Annotated in this window: 15 protein-coding genes, 1 tRNA gene and 2 pseudogenes; 9 read left to right on the forward strand and 9 right to left on the reverse strand. The window is 65.8% G+C overall.

Annotated features, from left to right (window positions below; all coding sequences use genetic code 11):
* The 3 genes and pseudogenes from KIP79_RS23900 to KIP79_RS23910 form a co-directional block, all read left to right on the forward strand.
* Positions 1 to 258, forward strand: a pseudogene (locus KIP79_RS23900) (transposase); the annotation flags it as partial.
* A gap of 626 nt (positions 259 to 884) precedes the next feature.
* The gene (ltrA, locus tag KIP79_RS23905) at positions 885 to 2,315 is read left to right on the forward strand and encodes a group II intron reverse transcriptase/maturase (protein WP_214107146.1); all 1,431 of its coding nucleotides are present in this window, start codon (positions 885 to 887) and stop codon (positions 2,313 to 2,315) included.
* A gap of 132 nt (positions 2,316 to 2,447) precedes the next feature.
* Positions 2,448 to 3,176, forward strand: a pseudogene (locus KIP79_RS23910) (IS256 family transposase); the annotation flags it as partial.
* Positions 3,177 to 3,292: 116 nt separating this feature from the next.
* Here the strand turns inward: KIP79_RS23910 and KIP79_RS23915 are convergent.
* Positions 3,293 to 3,366 (reverse strand) — tRNA-Lys (locus tag KIP79_RS23915).
* A gap of 135 nt (positions 3,367 to 3,501) precedes the next feature.
* Here KIP79_RS23915 and KIP79_RS23920 point away from each other — a divergent pair.
* Together KIP79_RS23920 and KIP79_RS23925 are read left to right on the forward strand one after the other, a co-directional pair.
* Positions 3,502 to 4,296 carry an AAA family ATPase gene (locus KIP79_RS23920; protein ID WP_214107147.1) on the forward strand — a complete coding sequence of 265 codons (795 nt, stop codon included), beginning with the start codon at positions 3,502 to 3,504 and terminating at the stop codon, positions 4,294 to 4,296.
* Entirely contained in the window at positions 4,293 to 5,669 is a 1,377-nt protein-coding gene (locus KIP79_RS23925) for a vWA domain-containing protein (RefSeq protein ID WP_214107148.1), read from the forward strand. Before KIP79_RS23920 ends, KIP79_RS23925 begins: the two co-directional genes overlap by 4 nt.
* A 37-nt stretch (positions 5,670 to 5,706) precedes the next feature.
* Here the strand turns inward: KIP79_RS23925 and KIP79_RS23930 are convergent, their stop codons facing one another.
* On the reverse strand, positions 5,707 to 6,411 hold the full coding sequence (locus KIP79_RS23930) for a nuclease-related domain-containing protein (protein WP_250213732.1): 705 nt from the start codon (positions 6,409 to 6,411) through the stop codon (positions 5,707 to 5,709).
* A 262-nt stretch (positions 6,412 to 6,673) separates the two neighbouring features.
* On the opposite strand from KIP79_RS23930, the gene KIP79_RS23935 reads away from it, so the two are divergent.
* Entirely contained in the window at positions 6,674 to 7,276 is a 603-nt protein-coding gene (locus KIP79_RS23935; protein ID WP_214107150.1) for a TetR/AcrR family transcriptional regulator, read from the forward strand.
* 1 nt (position 7,277) lies between these two features.
* Here KIP79_RS23935 and KIP79_RS23940 read toward each other — a convergent pair whose 3' ends face one another.
* From KIP79_RS23940 to KIP79_RS23955, 4 genes are read right to left on the reverse strand one after another with little or no spacing between them, the layout of a single operon-like run.
* Complete coding sequence (locus KIP79_RS23940; RefSeq protein ID WP_214107151.1) at positions 7,278 to 8,360, reverse strand: acyl-CoA dehydrogenase family protein; 1,083 nt, start codon at positions 8,358 to 8,360, stop codon at positions 7,278 to 7,280.
* Positions 8,357 to 9,520, reverse strand: a complete 1,164-nt coding sequence (locus KIP79_RS23945; protein ID WP_214107152.1) for an acyl-CoA dehydrogenase family protein — start codon at positions 9,518 to 9,520, stop codon at positions 8,357 to 8,359. The genes KIP79_RS23940 and KIP79_RS23945 overlap by 4 nt, the downstream gene beginning before the upstream one ends.
* A gap of 5 nt (positions 9,521 to 9,525) precedes the next feature.
* Positions 9,526 to 10,722 (reverse strand): acyl-CoA dehydrogenase family protein, encoded by a 1,197-nt coding sequence (locus KIP79_RS23950; RefSeq protein WP_214107153.1) that lies wholly within the window; start codon positions 10,720 to 10,722, stop codon positions 9,526 to 9,528.
* Positions 10,706 to 11,671, reverse strand: a complete 966-nt coding sequence (locus tag KIP79_RS23955; protein ID WP_372453655.1) for a phosphotransferase family protein — start codon at positions 11,669 to 11,671, stop codon at positions 10,706 to 10,708. The genes KIP79_RS23950 and KIP79_RS23955 overlap by 17 nt, the downstream gene beginning before the upstream one ends.
* Positions 11,672 to 11,725: 54 nt before the next feature.
* On the opposite strand from KIP79_RS23955, the gene KIP79_RS23960 reads away from it, so the two are divergent.
* The gene (locus tag KIP79_RS23960; protein ID WP_250213733.1) at positions 11,726 to 12,310 is read left to right on the forward strand and encodes a YdeI/OmpD-associated family protein; all 585 of its coding nucleotides are present in this window, start codon (positions 11,726 to 11,728) and stop codon (positions 12,308 to 12,310) included.
* Positions 12,311 to 12,324: 14 nt separating this feature from the next.
* On the forward strand, positions 12,325 to 12,903 hold the full coding sequence (locus KIP79_RS23965) for a GNAT family N-acetyltransferase (RefSeq protein WP_214107156.1): 579 nt from the start codon (positions 12,325 to 12,327) through the stop codon (positions 12,901 to 12,903).
* Positions 12,904 to 12,931: 28 nt separating this feature from the next.
* On the opposite strand, the gene KIP79_RS23970 is transcribed toward KIP79_RS23965, so the two are convergent.
* Genes KIP79_RS23970 through KIP79_RS23980 form a run of 3 tightly spaced genes read right to left on the reverse strand, consistent with a single transcriptional unit; the run spans position 12,932 to position 13,999 of the window.
* On the reverse strand, positions 12,932 to 13,234 hold the full coding sequence (locus KIP79_RS23970) for a hypothetical protein (RefSeq protein ID WP_214107157.1): 303 nt from the start codon (positions 13,232 to 13,234) through the stop codon (positions 12,932 to 12,934).
* A 4-nt stretch (positions 13,235 to 13,238) separates the two neighbouring features.
* Positions 13,239 to 13,832: a hypothetical protein gene (locus KIP79_RS23975; RefSeq protein ID WP_214107158.1), complete on the reverse strand. Its 594-nt coding sequence runs from the start codon at positions 13,830 to 13,832 to the stop codon at positions 13,239 to 13,241.
* The gene (locus KIP79_RS23980; RefSeq protein ID WP_214107159.1) at positions 13,829 to 13,999 is read right to left on the reverse strand and encodes a hypothetical protein; all 171 of its coding nucleotides are present in this window, start codon (positions 13,997 to 13,999) and stop codon (positions 13,829 to 13,831) included. Before KIP79_RS23980 ends, KIP79_RS23975 begins: the two co-directional genes overlap by 4 nt.
* 1,408 nt (positions 14,000 to 15,407) lie before the next feature.
* On the opposite strand from KIP79_RS23980, the gene KIP79_RS23985 reads away from it, so the two are divergent.
* The gene (locus KIP79_RS23985) at positions 15,408 to 15,932 is read left to right on the forward strand and encodes a hypothetical protein (protein ID WP_214107160.1); all 525 of its coding nucleotides are present in this window, start codon (positions 15,408 to 15,410) and stop codon (positions 15,930 to 15,932) included.
* Positions 15,933 to 16,116: the final 184 nt, after the last annotated feature.

Consider the following 16,116-nt stretch of genomic DNA (forward strand, 5'->3'; position numbering starts at 1 on the left):
CGGCGCTTCTCCTCGGCGATCCTGCCGCCGTGGGCGCGTAAAACCCCGAAGATCAGCGAGGTGCTGCCGCTGCTCTACCTGCACGGCCTGTCCAGCGGGGACTTCGTACCAGCCCTGGGCCACTTCCCCGGCTCCACCGCGGGCTTGTCCGCGCCGGTCATCACCAAGCTGACCGAGCAGTGGAAGAACGAGCAGCGTGCCTTCGCCGCCCGTGACCTGTCCGGTGTCGACTATGTCTACCTGTGGGCCGACGGCATCGTGCGCCACGAAGCGCTGCATGACCGAGTGGAGGTGGAAGACCTCCACCACTCAGGCTGTCGTGGCAGCCGGGTGAAGCTGAGGGCAGCCTGACCCGGGAGACGCCGGGAGGGGTGGGAAGCGGCCCTGACAACGCCGAGACGTGCTGGCACTGCCAGACGGCGCGGGTTCGGCTAGCGAGACGGAAAGGCGTACGTGAGAAACCAGTGCTTAAAGCCCCTCAATCGGCCCTCCAGCTCGAACCTGGCGGATCTGGGCTGGGTTGCGGTGCGCACCGTTCGGCGCAACGCCGGACGGGAACTCCGTGCCGGGATGGATGCCTTCCGGCAGGAGGCCACGGTGAAGGCCCACGGCGTAGTCGTGGCGATACCGCTGGGGCAGAGCTGGACGCCGACCCCGTCGATCGGTGATGCGGTGAACGTGGGAACCATCCGGTGCCGCCCCAGTCTCGTGCGGCCAGCACGGGAACGGGCAGGCGCGTCGTCCGCTGTGGGCGCTGGGTGGGGCGGAGGTCTCGTAGTAGTCGCGGGTGTAACGACCCGTCGCGGAGGCCGGGAAAGCCGGTCACAGGGCGAAGGGGACCAGCAAGTCAGCAGCCGAAGTGCTGGAAGACCAGGAGTGCGCCGGTGAATACCGACGAACTGGAACACGCTCTGCTCATGGCTGAGCGCCGGGTACTGGAGATCCAGACCAAGCTGCATCGTTGGGCCGGTGATGACCCTCATCGCAGGTTCGATGATCTGTTCAATCTCGTCGCCGATCCCGGCTTCCTGTTGGTGGCTTGGGATCGGGTGCGGGGCAACAAGGGTGCGCGCACGGCCGGCGTGGATGGGCAGACCGCCTACTACGTGGAGGCTGAGGTGGGGGTTGAGGTGTTTCTCGACCGGCTGCGGACCGGGATTAAGGACCGTAGTTTCCGCCCGTTACCGACGCGAGAACGGATGATCCCGAAACCGGGCACGACGAAACGTCGCCGCCTGGGGATCTCCACTGTTCGGGACCGGGTGGTCCAGGCGTCCTTGAAGCTGGTGCTGGAGCCGATCTTTGAGGCGGATTTTCTCCCGTGTTCCTACGGGTTTCGCCCGAACCGTCGGACTCATGACGCGGTGGCCGAGATACGCCATTTCACCTCCCGCTCGTATGAGTGGGTCGTGGAAGGCGACATCAAGGCCTGTTTCGACGAGATCTCGCATTCCGCCCTGATGGGTCGGGTGCGTGCGCGGGTGAGAGACAAACGCGTTCTGGCTCTGGGGAAGGCGTTCCTCAAGGCCGGGATCCTCGATGAGGATCGCGGGCTGCGAGAGACCGACGCCGGAACCCCGCAAGGGTCGATCCTGTCCCCGCTACTCAGCAACGTGGCCTTGTCCGTCCTGGACGAGTACATCGCTCAGGCTCCGGGTGGGCCGGGAGTGAGCCGCAACGACCGGCTCACCCGTCGCCGTCATGGTCTGCCGAACTACCGGCTGGCCAGATACGCCGACGACTGGTGCCTGGTCGTGTCGGGTACCAAGGCCGACGCGGAGGCTCTACGGGAGGAGATCGCCGGGGTGCTGTCCACGATGGGCTTGCGCCTGGCGGAGGAGAAAACCCTGATCACCCACATCGACGAGGGCCTCGATTTCCTCGGCTGGCACATCCAGCGTCGCCGAAAACGAGGCACCAACCGGCGCTACGTCTACACCTACCCCTCACGCAAGGCCCTCACAGCCGTGATCGGCAAGGTGAAGATCCGGTGCCGCCAAAGCATCAACCTGCCGCTCGAAGCCCTGCTGCGCCAGCTCAATCCGGTGCTGCGGGGCTGGACCGACCACTTCCGGCCCGGGGTGTCCAGCATCGCCTTCGGCTACCTGCGTGCCTTCACTTGGCGACAGGTCATCCGCTGGATACGACGCAAACACCCTGGAATTACCTGGAAGGAACTCCGCCGACGCTACTGCGGAAACGGATGGTGGCCCGCTGACGGTGACGTGATCATGTTCAACCCCGGCGCGGTGCAGACAACCCGCTACCGCTATCGAGGAGGCAAGATCCCTTCACCGTGGCCGAACGTCGCATGAGGAACAACAGCACAGACCCAGCCTGATTTGCGGAGAGCCGGATGCGTCGACGAGGCGCACGTCCGGTTCGGGAAGCGGGCCGGGGAAACCCGCCGGTGGAAACACCTGCACGGCGCTCCGGCCCGACTTCACCACGTCAACATCCGGCTGGAGGAACACAAACTCTGCCTGCTGGTGATGATCGGAGTCCGCGCCGACGGCCGCAAGGAGCTCATCGCCCTGACCGACGGCTACCGCGAGTCCACCGAGTCGTGGGCCGACCTGCTGCGCGACTGCAAGCGGTGCGGCATGAACGCGCCCGTGCTGGCCGTCGGTGATGGCGCACTCGGCTTCTGGGGTGCGCTGCGGGAGGTGTTCCCGCAGGCCAGAGAGCAGAGGTGCTGGTTTCACAAAATCGCGAACGTACTGGGGGCGCTACCGAAGTCGGCGCATCCCGGCGCGAAGAAGGCCCTGGCCGAGATCTGGAACGCCGAGGACAAGGACCACGCCCGGGTCGCGGTGAAGGAGTTCCGGGCCGCCTACGGCGCCAAGTATCCCAAGGCTGCGGCCAAGGTGATCGACGACCTGGACGAGCTGCTCGCCTTCTACGACTTCCCGGCCGAGCACTGGGTGCATCTGCGCACGACCAACCCGATCGAATCGACGTTCGCCACGGTCCGGCACCGGACCAAGGTCACCAAGGGGCCGGGCTCACGGGCCGCCGGGCTGGCCATGGCCTTCAAGCTGATCGAGTCGGCCCAGGCCCTCTGGCGTGCGGTCAACGCACCCCACCTGGTCGCCCTGGTCCGGGCCGGAGCGACCTTCGTCAACGGCAAACTCGTCGAACGGCCCGAGGATCAGGCTTCATCCGCCGCCGCTTAGAAGAACCTGATCCACAGATCTTGACGATTGCTCTCCAGCCGATTCCCCGACTCATCCGAATCGACTACAACAAAGAAACCCCAGCTCACAATATGTGAACCAGGGTTCTTCTGAAGTGCGCCGCCAGGGACTCGAACCCCGGACCCGCTGATTAAGAGTCAGCTGCTCTAACCGACTGAGCTAGCGGCGCGAGAGCTCTTAGAGGTTATCGCACTGATCTGGGTGGTCAAAACGAGTTACAGTAGAACATCGTTCGGTTTAGGGAAGGGTGGCGTGGGATGGGTTGGTTTGGGGGGCCTGCTGAGGTTCGGGAGCGGTTGGGGGGGTGGGGTATCTGGCGGATGAGGCGGTGGGGACGTCGGTGTTCCTGGCGGGGGCGCTGGGGAAGCCTCTGCTGGTGGAGGGGCCTGCGGGGGTGGGGAAGACGCAGTTGGCCAAGGCCGTGGGGATGGCCACGGGGGCCGGGCTGGTGCGGTTGCAGTGTTATGAGGGGTTGGATGAGGCACGAGCGCTTTATGAGTGGAATTACAAGAAGCAGTTGTTGAGAATCCAGGCGGAGGGGGACGCCTGGGAGGACATCTTTTCGGAAGAGTTCTTGTTGGAACGGCCGTTACTGAAGGCCATTCGGAGTGATGTGCCGACGGTTCTGCTCATCGATGAGATGGACAAGGCCGATGTCGAGGTCGAAGGGTTGTTGCTGGAGATTCTTTCGGATTTTCAGGTGACGATTCCGGAGCTGGGGACGATCTCGGCGGTGCGGCGGCCGTACGTGGTGCTCACCTCCAATACCACGCGAGAGCTGAGCGAGGCGTTGAAGCGGCGGTGCCTGTACCTGCACCTGGACTATCCGACCCCGGAGCGGGAGCGGGACATCGTGGTTTCCCAGGTGCCGGAGCTGGCGGAGACGCTTGCGGAGCAGTTGGCCCGTACGGTCGCCACGTTGCGGAGTCTGGAGTTGAAGAAGTCGCCGAGTATCGCGGAGACCGTGGACTGGGCGCGGACGTTGGTCGCGCTCGGGCGTGCCGAACTCGACGAGGAGACGATCTCGGCGACGCTGGGAGTGGTGGTGAAGCACCGCTCGGACCAGACGCGTGCGGCCAAGGAACTCGGGCTCCCGTGAGGTTGACCGACCGGCATGTGGCGTTCGTGGGGGCGTTGCGGGAGGCCGGCCTGCCGGTTTCGGTGGCGGAAGGGCTGGACGCGGCCCGGGCCCTCGGGGTTGTCGATCTGCTTGAGCGGGAGACGTTGCGGGAGGCGTACGCGGCGACGCTGGTCAAGCGGGTGGCTCATCGGCCGGCGTTCGACGTGCTGTTTGATCTTTGGTTTCCCGCTGTCGTTTCCGGAGGGGTTTCCGGAGCGGATGAGCAAGGGCCGGAGTACGACGAGAAATCGTCTGTCGAAGAACTGCGGCAGGTTTTGCAGGGGTTCCTGATGGGGAATGCCGACGGGCCGGCGTTCCGGGAGTTCGTCCGCGGAATGGTGGGAAGGTTCGGGCGGGTTCCGGCGGGGGCCGGGCGGCAGTCGTGGTTTTCCTATCAGGTGTTGCGGACGCTTTCGCCGGAGACGTTGACGGCGCGGATGCTCGATCAACTGCTCGCCGAGCGGGGCGGGCTGGCGGAGAAGGTGGCCCGGGACCGGATCTCGGGGAACATCCGGAAGTTCGAGGAGGCCGTGGCGGCGGACGTGCGGCGGCGGATCGCCGAGGAGTCGGGGATCGAGCGGATCGCACGGTCGTCGGTGCGGCCGTCGGTGGATCGGCTCGATTTTCTGCGGGCGACCAAGGCCGAGCTGGCGCAGTTGCGGCGGGAGGTCTATCCGCTGGCGCGGCGGCTGGCGACCCGGCTGACCATCAGGCAGAAGCGCGGTCACCGGGGGCGGCTGGACTTCCGGCGTACGGTACGGGCCTCGCTCTCCACGGGCGGGGTGCCGCTGACCACCGTGCTCCGCCCGAAACGACCGCACAAGCCGGAACTGGTGGTGCTCTGCGACGCCAGTGATTCCGTGGCCGGGTTCTCCCAGTTCACCCTGTTGCTGACCTTCGCTCTCCGCGAGCAGTTCACGAAGGTCCGGGCGTTCGCCTTCGTGGACACCGTGGACGAGATCACCAAGTACTTCGCCCCGGGGGCGGACGTGCTCGACGCCATCACGCGGATGACCACCGAAGCTGATATATCCCGCTTCGGTAGGACCAACTATGGTGCCGTTTTCCGGCGATTCGAGGAGCGGTACGGCACCGCAATCGGTCCGAAGACGTCGTTGCTCATCCTGGGCGACGCGCGCTCCAACTACCAGCCGCCCGCCCTGGACACCCTGCGCCGCTTGACTGCCCAGGCCCGCCACGCATACTGGCTCAACCCGGAACCCCGCGACCAGTGGGACAGCGGCGACTCGGTGGCCACCGCCTACGGCACCGTCGTCCCCATGCACGAATGCCGAAATATCGCCCAGCTCGCGGCCTTCATCGAAGCCACCGACGGCGGCACCCACGCGTGACGGCCGCAGGGCCCCGAAGATCGGAACGTTCCCTGGCTCAGGTGATCCGGGTCGGGCTCGGGCGGGCCAGGATGCGGGCCGCGGTGCGCGCCAGCAGATCGATCTGCTCCGCGGAGAGGCGGGTGCCGACCTCGGAGCGGACCACGCGGGCCACCTTTCGCGGATAGGCGACCGTCAGCCCCTCGCCGGCGACGATCCCCCGGTAACCCTCGATCCGGCAGCCGTGCAGCGCCAGGACCGGCGCGACGGAGACCGGAATGCCGGTTTCCTTGGTCAGGAGGTCCGCTAGTGCGGTTGCCGCCTGGATGAGCCCTTTGGCGACGGTGGTGCCGAACTTCTCGTTGAAGAAGAGGCGTCCGCCGTACCGGGCGACGACCGTGTCGGGGCCCCAGGCTTCGTTGTCGACGATCCAGAGGCCGTTGGGGCCGATGATCAGATGGTCGATGGAGGCCTTTCCGGGGACGGCGCGGCCGTCCATGACGCGGTAGCCGGACCGGCTGAGCATGAGCCGGAGCAGGCGCCCGGTACGGACCTCGCCGCGGCGTTTGCCACGCCAGACGGCGGTGCGCTCATGGGCTCGCCAGGCGATCAGCAGATCCACCCCACCGGCGGCGGCGCCGAGCAGGAGCCCTGCGAGGAAGGGGTTGGACCAGCCGAACCTGGGTGCAAGCACGTTACCGATCACGAAACCCACGGCGGCGATGGCGGCTCTGACCCGGAGACGGTTCTTCCGGCCTGCCATCCAGAAGGTCAGATACAGGTTCTGGGGGGAGTTCCCTGTGAACTTTGCATCCTTTGGGACATAAATCGACCCACTTGGCACGCTTGGCTCCACTGTTTTAGGCCAGCATTGCCTAACTTGTACCCAACCGGGAGTTCCAGGCTTCAAAGGTGATGTAATTAACACACTCCCGCCATCCCGGATCGGTTTTGCCGTCAAGGCGGCGACTCCACCCTCTTGACCGACCAGTCGGTATGCTTGGTGGCCGATGAAGGAGGTCCCAATGGCGCGCACAGCGTCCTCGGTCGACGAGCCGGTGCGGGAGCGACTGCTTTCCGTGGCGACCCGCCTCTTCGCGGAGCGGGGCTTCGAGGGCACCTCCGTACAGGAGATCGTGGCGGCCGCCGGAGTCACCAAAGGCGCCATGTACCACTATTTCGACTCCAAAGATGATCTGCTGCACGAGATCTACGGCCGGGTGCTCCGCATGCAGATGGAGCGGCTGACCCGGTTCGCCGAAGGCGACGAACCCATCGAGACCCGCCTGTACGCCGCGGCGATGGACGTGGTCGCCACCACCGTGGAGAACCTGGACGACTCGAAGATCTTCTTCCGCTCCAACCACCAGCTGTCCCCGGAAACCCGCAAGGTCGTCCGCGCCGAACGCCGCCGCTACCACGAGCGCTTCCGCGATCTGGTGATCGAGGGACAGCGGGAGGGAACGTTCCGGTCGGACATTCCCGCGGAGATGGTGGTGGATTTCTTCTTCGGCTCGGTCCATCACCTCGGCACCTGGTACAGCCCGGAGGGCACGCTTTCCGGCGCGGCGGTGGGCCGTTACTTCGCCGATCTGCTGCTGGCCTCGCTGCGCCCCGAAGCCGGGTGAATCAGGCGGGGCCGGGCAGGTCCGCCAGGGTGGCCAGTGCGTCCCGGTGGTCGGCGGGGGTGCCCAGGGCGATCTCGTTGGCCTTGGCGCGCTTCAGGTAGAGATGCGCGGGGTGCTCCCAGGTCATTCCGATTCCGCCGTGGAGTTGAATGCACTCTTCGGCCGCCTGTACGGCTACCGCCCCGCAATGCGCCTGAGCGACGGCCACCGCGACCCGCGCATCCACCGAAATTTCGGCAAATGAAGAGCTCGCGGACAGGTGCGCCGCCGCGTTCCGGGCCGCCGCCCTGGCCCCCACCACCTCCAGCCAGAGATCGGCCAGCCGGTGCTTCAACGCCTGGAACGAGCCCACCGGACGCGCGAACTGGGTCCGCTCCTTGAGATAGGAGACGGTCGACGTGAGACACCATTCGGCCAGGCCCAGCTGCTCGGAAGCCAGCAGACCAGCACCGAACACCAAAACATCCCGAATATCACGACATTTCGCGACGGGGCCGGAAAAATCCGACCAGGAGACGGTGGCCACCCGACGGGTGAGATCCAATGAGGTGACCGGAGAAACGGTAACCCCCGGATCATCGGCGTCCACAACCGCAAGCCCATCCCGTACGGGAATGAGAAGGATGTCAGCCACCTCGGCCCCCACCACCCCCCGAGCATGTCCCGAAATATCGGAAAGAGCCCGGTAGGGGGATGACGCCCAGGGCACCACCAGCGCAGCCGTGACCTCCCCCGCCGCCAACCGCTCCAGCACCGCCCGAGCGACCTCACCGTCACACACCGACAACGCCCGAGTGGCAAGCACCGCACTACTGAAGAACGGCACAGGCGCGACAGACCGCCCCAACTCCTCCAGCACCACGGCCGCCTCCCGAGCCGACGCCCCAGCGCCGCCCAGTTCCTCGGGCACCAGCAGCCCGGCCACCCCGACGTCCCTGGCCAGCACCTTCCAGAGCCCCGGATCGTACGGCTCCGCCCCCGTCACCCTGGCCAGCACTCCGGCAGGCGAGACCTTGTCGGCCAGCACCTCCCGGACCGCCCCTCGCAGTTCCTCCTCAACCTCGCCATAGAGCAGGCTGGTCATCGCGGCAGATCCTTCCACGGCAGGTCCTTGTCGGCCCGAGGCTCGGCGGGCAGCCCCAGCACCCGTTCGGCGATGATGTTCCGGAGAATCTCCGAGGTCCCGCCCTCGATGGAGTTCCCCTTGGCGCGCAGATACCGGTAACCAGGCCCCCGCCCCAGGAAGTCCACGGTGTCCGACCGCCGGAAACTCCAGTCGTCGTACTCCAGCCCCTCGTCCCGGAGCAGCTCGACCTCGAGCCCGAACGCCTCCTGGTGCAGCCGGGCGAAGAGCAGCTTCATCCCCGACCCCTCCGGCCCGGGTTCCCCCGCGGCCAGTTGCTCCCGCAGCCGAGCCCCCGTCAGCCGGGTCACCTCGGCGCGGACCCAGAGCTTGAGCAGCCGCTGATGCAGGTCGTGGGTACGCAGCTCGGGCCGCTCCCGCCAGGTCTCGGCGAGAATGCCGACGGCGGTCCGCCGCAGGGTCATGCTCCCGATGGCCACCCGCTCGTTCATCAACGTGGTCCGCGCGACGTTCCACCCGTCCCCGACGGCCCCGATCCGCAGCTCGTCGCCGAGCCGTACGCCGGTGAGGAACACCTCGTTGAACTCGGCCTCGCCGGTGATCTGCCGGAGCGGGCGCACCTCGACTCCCGGCGCGTGCATGTCGCAGATGAAATAGGTGATCCCCCGGTGTTTCGGCAGATCAGGATCGGTACGCGCGACCAGGATCCCCCACCGCGCCAGATGCGCCGACGACGTCCACACCTTCTGGCCGTCGATCACCCATTCGTTCCCGTCGCGCACCGCCCGGGTGGCCAGCGAGGCGAGATCCGACCCGGCGCCGGGCTCGCTGAACAGCTGGCACCAGATCTCCTCCCCCGTCCAGAGCGGCCGGAGGAACCGCTGTTTCTGCTCCTCGGTGCCGTGGAAGAGCAGGGTCGGGGCGGCCATGCCCAGCCCGATCCCGTTCCGCCCGGGATTGTTGTCCGGCGTGCCGCGCAGCAACTGGTCGACCAGGGGTTGCAGATCCCGGGGCGCGCCAAGACCGCCCAGCCCTGGCGGATAGTTCACCCAGGCCAGCCCGGCGTCGAACCGCGCCCGCAGGAACGCGACAGGGTCCTCAGCCGGAGCGTGGCTGTCCAGAAATTTCTGGACCCGCGTCTTTATCTCGGAAGCATCCACGTCAATCACCCCATGTACTTCTTCAGCTCCCGATAGGCGAGAGACCGTTTGTGCACCTCGTCCGGCCCGTCCGCGAACCGCAGGCTCCGCACTCCCGCCCAGAACGCTGCCAGTGGGAAGTCCTGGCTGATCCCGCCGGCGCCGTGCACCTGGATGGCCTTGTCCAGAATCCACTCCACCGTGATCGGTGTGGCGATCTTGATAGCCTGGATCTCGGTGTGCGCCCCGCGGTTCCCCACCGTGTCCATCAGCCAGGCCGTCTTGAGCACCAGCAACCGCAGCTGCTCGATTCTGACCCGGGACTCGGCGATCCAGTCCTGCACCACTCCCTGCTGGGCGATCGGCTTGCCGAACGTGCTCCGTGCCAGCGCCCGGCGGCACATCATCTCGACCGCCCGCTCGGCGATCCCGATCAGCCGCATGCAGTGATGGATGCGCCCGGGCCCCAACCGGGCCTGCGCGATGGCGAAGCCGCCGCCCCGCTCGCCGATCAGATGACCGGCCGGCACCCGTACGTCCTCGAAGACCAGCTCCGCATGCCCCCCGTGATCGGAATCGTCGTACCCGAAGACGGACATGCCCCGCCGGACGGTGAGACCGGGTGTGTCCCTGGGCACCAGGATCTGGCTCTGCCGCCGGTGCGAGGGCGCGTCGGGATCGGTCTGCCCCATCACGATGAAGATCTTGCAGTTGGGGTTCATCGCGCCGGTGATGAACCACTTGCGGCCGTTGATGACGTACTCGTCGCCGTCCCGCACGATCGAGGTGGCGATGTTGGTCGCGTCCGAAGAGGCGACGTCGGGTTCGGTCATCGCGAACGCGGAGCGGATCTCGCCGCGCAGCAGCGGCTCCAGGTACTCCTTGCGCTGCCACTCCGAACCGAACTCGGCCAGCACCTCCATGTTCCCGGTGTCGGGGGCGGCGCAGTTGGTGGCCACCGGCGCGATGGCCGGGGACCTGCCCATGATCTCGGCCAGCGGCGCGTACTGGAGGTTGCTCAGGCCCGCACTCGGCAGGAACAGGTTCCAGAGCCCTCGCGCTTTGGCCTCCGCCTTGAGCTCCTCCAGCACCGGCGGCGGGCTCCATCCTGCTGCCTTGGCCTGCTCCTCGAACACCGGCTCGGCCGGATAGACGCACTCCTCCATGTACGCGGTGAGCCGCCCGGCCAGTTCCAGCGTCGTCGCGTCATACCCGAAATCCATCGTCGACCTCCCTCAGACCGTGCTCGACCAGCGGCGTCACGTTCGTCCCGACATCGGCGAAGCCCTCCCCCACGGTGAGCCCCCGGGTGTAGCGGAAGTGGATCCCTTCGGCGATCACCGCGAGCTTGAAGCAGGCCAGGCCGACGTACCAGCCGAGCCGGGAGACGTCCCGGCCGGACACTTCGGCGTAGTGGGCGGCCAGTTCCCTGGAGTCGCCGGGGTCGCCGGCAGCCGGGCCCGTGTCGAGCGCGGCGAAGTCGCCGTACAGGAGGAACAGCGCGAGGTCGGTGAGGGGGTCGCCGAGGGTGGACATCTCCCAGTCCAGCACGGCTACGACCTGACCGTCCCTGACCAGGGTGTTGCCCGGTTTGAAGTCGCCGTGCACGATCGCCGCCGGCCCCGACTCCGGTACGGCCCCGGCCAGCCGGGCGTACAGCTCGTCGATGCCCTTCACCTCCCGGCTCCGCGAGGCGTCCAGCTGGCGCTTCCAGCGGGCGACCTGCCGGGTGAGGAACCCCTCGGGGCGTCCGAAGTCGCCCAACCCGATCGTCGCGGGGTCGATGGCGTGCAGTCCGGCGAGCACCTCGGTCAGGTGCCGGGTGAGCTCGGGCGTCACCGGCGGCTGGCCGCCCTCGACGTACTCCATGACGAAGAAGTCGGCGCCGATGACATCGTGGTCCTGGCAGAGGTGGTACGTCCGGGGCACGGGGACGGGGGTGTGCTGGAGGGCGGTGAGCACCCGGTGCTCCCTGGCCATGTCGTGGGCGGTGGCCAGCACGTGGCCGAGCGGGGGGCGGCGCACCACCACGGTTCGGGTGGCGTCCCGGACGAGGTAGGTCAGGTTGGACTTGCCGCCCTGGATCATCTCGGCGGTGAGCGGGCCCGTGGTCAGGCCCAGGCCTTCCAGGTGGGCGGCCAGCCGGTCGAGATCGAGCCCGGGTAGGTTCACACCCGGCAGCGTACCGACCAGACGGTATGTCTGTCGAACGTTAGTCTGTCGACCATGGAGCCCTTGTTTTTCACGACCCCCGAGGAGTTCTACGACTGGCTGGCGGCTCACCATGCCGAGACCACGGAGTTATGGGTGGGGTACTACAAGACCTCCACCGGCAAGCCCGGCATCACCTGGCCGGAGTCGGTGGACCAGGCGCTCTGCTTCGGATGGATCGACGGCGTGCGCAAGAGCGTGGACGACAGCTCGTACAAGATCAGGTTCACTCCCCGGCAGGCGCGGAGCGTGTGGAGCGCGGTCAACATCACGCGCTTCCGGGAGTTGCTGGAGGAGGGCGTGGTGCACCCGGCGGGGGTGGCCGCGTTCGAGCGACGCAGCGAGGACCGGTCGAGGATCTACTCCTACGAGCAGACGGAGCCCGGGCGCTTCGCGGCCGAGCACGAGGAGCGGTTCCGCGCCAACGAGGCGGCCTGGGCCTGGTTCGAGGGTCAGGCGTGGTCCTATCGCAAGGCCGCGGCGCACTGGGTGAGCAGTGCCAGGAAGGAGGAGACCCAGCTCAGGCGGCTGGCCGAGCTGATCGCCGACTCGGCGGAGGGACGGCGGGTAAAGCCGCTCGCACCCCCGGACAAGAACTAACTACGCTGACCTCCATGACCGCCACGATGCCCTCCCCCGTCGTACTGGAAAGCCCTCTGGTACGGCTTGAGCCGCTCACCCTCGACCATGTGCCCGACCTGTTCAAGGCCGGTGGGGACGACGACGAGGTGTGGCGGTGGATGCCCGCGGCGACGCCGCGCACCGAGGCGGAACTGGCCGCGGTGGCGACCATGCTGATCGACGACCAGCACTCGGTCCCGCTGGCGGTGATCCATGACGGTCAGGCCATCGGCTGGAGCACCTACCTGGACGTGCCCGGCTTCGACCTGAGCATCGAGATCGGCTGGACCTGGTACGGCCGGGCCTACTGGCGCACCGGAATCAACACCGCCTGCAAGATCCTTCTCCTCGACCACGCGATCGACGTCCTCGGCTACAACCGAGTCCAACTCAAAACCGACAACCTCAACGAACGCTCCCAAACCGCCATCCGCCGCATCGGCGGCACCTACGAAGGCACCCTCCGCCGCCACCGCCCCCGCCCCGACGGAACCTGGCGCGACACCGCCTACTTCAGCCTCCTCGCCGAAGAATGGCCACCCCACCGATCCCGCCTGACCACCGGCGCCTGACGACCTGGACACGTATCCGGGCTCAGGGTTATGGCAGGTTGTACCGGGCGCTGATGGTTCTGGCCTCTTCCTGGGTCACTTGGCTGGGAGTGCGGGACAGGGAGTAGTGCAGGTCGGCGAGGATACGATCACCTGAGGTGTGAACGCGGGCGCGCAACTGGGCCAGCTGCCCGTCAAACAGCTTGGCGGCTGGTCCGGTCCAGACTTTGCCCGAACGAAAGACTTCGCACGGCCGCCCGAGATCTGTTTCGGTCGCGTGAATCAGCGCTACCACAGTCTGAATCGTGTCCTGAAGCGCCACGTGCAGCGGATTGGGAACCAGTTGCGCCATCCGGTCAGCCTTCCTTTGTCGGCGAAGACGACGGTGTACCCACCCCAGCGGCTAGTTTCGGACCGATCAGCCTCATCAACGCCACCGCATCCGCCGCTGTGTCACGCCCTTGGGGGCCTCGAATAATTTCGACGACCAGCGACGTGTCGCCGCGCATCAGCGTCGCCACCGCACGCGTGTACCCTGCATGATCGGAGCCGTTCCCGTATGGCTTCGAGAAGTAGTAACCATCCCAGCCCGGGACGATCTGCTGCAGGCGTTTCGCACCGTGAGCGACTTCTTCATCGATGTCTTCCACCGAGGTCACCGAGCTCAGCAACACCTCCATGACCTTCCACTTCTCCCCGGTGGGCTCGTAGACGGCGCAGGAACCATCGCGGTCGGACAGCTGGAGATCGTCTCGGACGAGCGGATCATGTAGGCCCGTCGCCAACTCCACTGCCTGCAACGGTATGTGGTCACAGATATAGGGCGGGGCGGCCACGGCAGGCAGTGGTGTTTTGTCCACCGTCTCCGATTTTTGCCAGTTGCATCCGGCAACCGATACCACTACGAATATCAGGACCGCTATTGCGATCAGCGGTTTCCGTCTTCTCATTTAAATTTGGTGAACCCTCCGCTGAAGCCGCTTTCCAGGCGTTCTCTGACAGCTAGCCAAATCTCGCTCGAAAGGTTCTCATCGATCCACCTGAAATACTCGTCATAGGCAACGGCAGCGTTGGCGGCTCTCTCGGTTTCCGTTATTTCCTGACGGGTCTTCAGCATTTTCCCGTCCTCCTTCAGGAGGTTGTTCGGCGCCGTCAGAGGATCCTCCCCCTGGCCGGAAAGTGAGCCAACCCCACGGATGTGCCTTGGCCGGTGGGTTCGGCCGAACCTAACCGAGAGATCCCATTCGACCATCGGGGACGGCGGCCGAGCAGCTACGCGTTTCAGGCTACCTAGATCACGACATCGTTGTGTTGCATTTCCGAGTAAGGCACCTTTACAGCACATACGCCTAGGCGCACTCCCTATTGGATATACGGGGCGGACAGCTCCGCCGAAAAATCGGTTCATTCATAAGTACCAATGCGGCTAGCGAAAACCCGTCAGAGAGACGGTGCAGCGAGTGAGCCCTTCATCCCGAGTACCTGGCGTCTCCGATGGTTTGCAGGACCAGGATGGTCTGGATGATCGGGGTGTGGCGATGAGGGCAGCACGGCAGCCTGGTCAGGATGTTCCAGTTCTTCGAAGTGGCTACAGCGCGTTCGCCGAGGGCGCGGATGCGGGTATGGGTGCGGTTGACCACCCACTGGTGGTGGGACAGTCACGGCCAGTGCCGGCAGCGTTTGAATGGCGCGCGGATCGTGCCGCCGACGCCCCGTTACCCTTGTCCGTGAACGTTTCCACGCCGACTGAGGTCACGGCATCGATCAAGCCCACTGCGCGCGCCACGGTCAGATAGTGCGTGGCGCAGGACAGAGCGGGCGAGGCCCACACCAGCTGGCTTGCCGGATCGGCCAGACTTGGATGTTCATGTCGCGGCTGGTGCACGCCCGAATAGCACGGCCGCTCGTCGGCCAGGCGACGATGCGGATCACCGTGCCGTCGAGGATGACGCAAGCAAGCCAGGCGGCGCGCAAGACGGCTCTCGGCCACTCGGCATCCGCGTCACCCAGTGCTACACGCACGTGGCGACCCCGCCCGCGACGCCGCCAAGCGCATCGGGAAAACATTCTGGATTGATCTTGTCCTAGGCCGACGCTCTACCACGACGATTCCAGGTGGCGCTCTATAACAAGGCACCTCACGCGAGGAGCGCCATCAGAAGTGCAACGGGGATTGCGACGGGAAACGATCACAGGGCGTCTCCCGGACGGGAACGCACTGGTCAGATGGGGAGCCGCATAAGGGAATCGAACCCTTGACCTACACACTACGAGTCAGCCAACAGCATCCAGCCCTGTCCGCACCTGTCTCCTGACCTGCTGCTGGGCCTTCATGACATCCATGCCGGTCCACCGCTATCCAGAGCCGTTGTTAGTACCGGTGTTGGTAAACGCCCTCGACCGCCTGCCAGGTGCACTCGCTCGCGCGAACGACGGGATGGTGAGATTTCGGTTTCTCGGTGGACCTAAGACAGCCTGCAAACGTTCAAGGTGTAAAGACGGCGTCGGACGTGCAAGGAGCCACCATGGACAGCACGGTGTGGGTAGCGGTGTTCACCGGCGGCACTGCGGTACTGGCTGGATGGGTTACCAGCCAGGGGAACACACGTGCCGCGAGGGTTCAGGCTGAAGCATCGGAGCGGGCCCAATATCGGCTTCAGCTACGCGAAACCCGTAGAGCGGCGTATCTGGCTCTCATTGAGCGAGCTCACATCATCGCCGAACTCTACTGGCGGTTGGGTGGCGTCGATGTGCAAGTATCCGACCCGAACGAGCGGCTCATCCGTCTCGATGCACTCCGCGCCGAACTACGTAATGCCTTCGATCCATTGATGCGAGATGCTCGAGTGGTCGCCCTAGAAGGGCCAACTCCAGTTGCCCAGGCAGGAGAGGCACTCTTGGAAGCTGCAACCGATGCGAACCGTGAGCTCTGGAACGTCATACAAGGAGTGCCTGAGGCACGTATCAAATTCGACAATGCTGGCCAAGAATATAGAGCTCAGCTAGAGCGCTTCATCGACGCCGCTCGCACAGCGATGGGCGAACTCTAGCTGATAACGGAAGATGGGGTGCCAGCAGATACCAGACATCTCAATCACAGATAAAGTTGGGTGCCCTAGGGAGCCGCCTAAGGGAATCGAACCCTTGACCTACGCATACGAGTGCGTCGTTCTCTGCATGTGACACGAATGCCCGAGGTTTGCACCCCAGGCAAGCTGGGGCTACGGCGGTAAT

Origin of the sequence: Acrocarpospora catenulata, assembly GCF_018476525.1 — a bacterium.
GTDB lineage: Bacteria > Actinomycetota > Actinomycetes > Streptosporangiales > Streptosporangiaceae > Acrocarpospora > Acrocarpospora catenulata.